This window comes from Endozoicomonas sp. ONNA2 (assembly GCF_024606365.1).
Taxonomy (GTDB): Bacteria; Pseudomonadota; Gammaproteobacteria; order Pseudomonadales; family Endozoicomonadaceae; genus Endozoicomonas.
On the sequence record NZ_JAHHPO010000717.1, the window covers coordinates 1 to 2,215 of the forward strand.

Annotated in this window: 1 protein-coding gene; it reads right to left on the reverse strand. The window is 49.7% G+C overall.

All coding sequences use genetic code 11. From position 1 onward, the window contains the following. Positions 1-825 precede the first annotated feature (825 nt). Positions 826-2,088, reverse strand: coding sequence for a UDP-N-acetylglucosamine 1-carboxyvinyltransferase (gene murA, locus KDK14_RS12620; protein ID WP_257265492.1), 1,263 nt, complete (start codon positions 2,086-2,088; stop codon positions 826-828). Positions 2,089-2,215 lie beyond the last annotated feature (127 nt).

Sequence of the window (2,215 nt, forward strand, 5' to 3'; positions counted from 1 at the left end):
TGGTAAATGGATTGGGGAACGGGAGAACCAGGGCTAGTGGGGGCTGGAACACCGGGTACGCTTGTCTGCCCCGTTGAGGAACAGGGGGCAGGCTGTTGGCTTAAATTCTGACTCTGGGGTGGAACTTGACTCTGGGGTGGGACTAATAGATGCGTGTGATCATCTGAATCTTCAGAAAATTCTTCACATGAATAGAATTCATCAGAACTTATCGAAGAAAAGCTACTGGCTCCGGATAAAGGCCCAGAAATATCAGTTGTTACCAGACTTCCCTGCGCCTGAGACTCCTCAGAGGGTTTAGTAGTCTCCTCGCTTTGACAAGCGCTGAAAGGTAGTAAAGAACCCCCTTGCGTTTTACTGATTGGGCTTCTGTCAACCATTGCTTTTTGTTCAAGAACTCTATTTTGCACATTCTTGATATTAACCTGATTTGCTATACCAGAATCAGGTCGAACAGAATCATTGTCTCCACGTTCACTGGGCGATGGAGCCTTGCATAACTTTTCCTGGCTATTCAGATCAATAAACCGCGTTTTCATAAAGACTCCATTCTCCTGTTCGATTTGGTCTTTTATAAGCGCGAGGCTTTATCACACGACAAGCAAAGGGCCAGCAAAACCAAGGAATCGACAAGGCTATATTCTCTGAGAAATAAAACAATCCATACCAACCTTCAAGCCATCAACTAAGCCATCAACCAAGCCATCAACCAAGCCATCAACAAAAAATGATACGGCTGTTTTATTTGAGTAGGAAAAAAAAGAAAAGTTCCCTGTTTTTTGACCTAAAAGCCAAAAATCAGGGTAAGAGAAAAAGAAATGTAAATCAGGCAGGAACGCGACGAATTCTGGCACCAAGTTGCTGAAGTTTCTCTTCAATGCACTCGTATCCGCGGTCAATATGGTAAATACGCTCGACCACGGTATCGCCCTTCGCGACCAGGCCAGCAATAACCAGACTGGCTGAAGCCCGCAGGTCAGTGGCCATCACCGGAGCGGCCTTCAGTTGGTTAACACCTTTGACGATCACGGTGTTACCTTCCACATCGACGTCTGCCCCCATGCGTTTCATCTCCTGAACATGCATGAAGCGATTTTCAAACACGGTTTCGGTGATCCGGCCCGAGCCTTCAGCAATGGCATTCAATGCGGTGAACTGAGCCTGAATATCGGTGGGCATCGCTGGATAAGGTGCCGTTTTCAGGTCAATGGCCTTGGGACGCCTGCCTTTCATATCCAGTTCAATCCAGTCATCACCCCATTCCAGCGTAGCGCCAGCTTCGCGGAGCTTGAGCAAAATCGCATCAAGTATATCTGGTTGGGTGTCTTTCAGGCGAACCCGGCCACCGGTTGCCGCAGCCGCAATCAGGTAAGTGCCGGTTTCAATACGGTCCGGCAATACCGAGTAGGTACAGCCATCAAGACGCTCAACACCCTGAACCCGGATCATCCCCGTACCATGGCCTTCAATCTTCGCGCCCATGGTAATCAGGCACTCGGCAAGGTCCACCACTTCAGGCTCACGGGCCGCATTTTCAATAATGGTTTCACCCCTGGCCAGCGCTGCCGCCATCAGGATGTTTTCCGTACCGGTTACCGTTACGGTGTCCATCAGTATATGCGCACCTTTCAAGCGATCTTTGACGCTGGCTTTGATATAGCCATGTTCCACCACAATATCCGCACCCATGGCCTGCAGGCCACTGATGTGCAGATCAACCGGACGGCTACCAATAGCACAGCCACCGGGCAGGGAAACTTCTGCATAACCAAATTTGGCCAGCAAAGGACCCAACACAAGAATAGAAGCCCGCATGGTCTTCACCAGCTCATAGGGTGCAATGAGGTGCTTGATCGTGCTGGCATGAACTTCCACGTTCATCTTTTCATCCACCAGCAGCTCAACCCCCATACAGCCAAACAGCTCACACATGGTGGTGATGTCATGCAAATGGGGCAGGTTACATACAGTAACCGGGGAGTCAGCCAGCAGCGTTGCTGCCAGAATTGGCAGGGCAGAGTTCTTGGCACCGGAGACCCGAATCTCTCCGTCCAGACGCACACCACCGGTGATAATCAGTTTATCCATGGTTTCTCACTTAATGACCGAAACAGCAATCGGACAAGACGGGGCCATCGCCCGGGGAAGGTACAACTTTGCTATAAGGAGTCGTCTAAAAATAACTTTCCCATTTTAAACTCAGTGTTCCTGATGA

Coding starts and splice junctions, on each gene's coding strand:
- murA (WP_257265492.1), bottom strand. CDS start 2,088: ATGGATAAACTGATTATCACCGGTGGTGTGCGTCTGGACGGAGAGATT.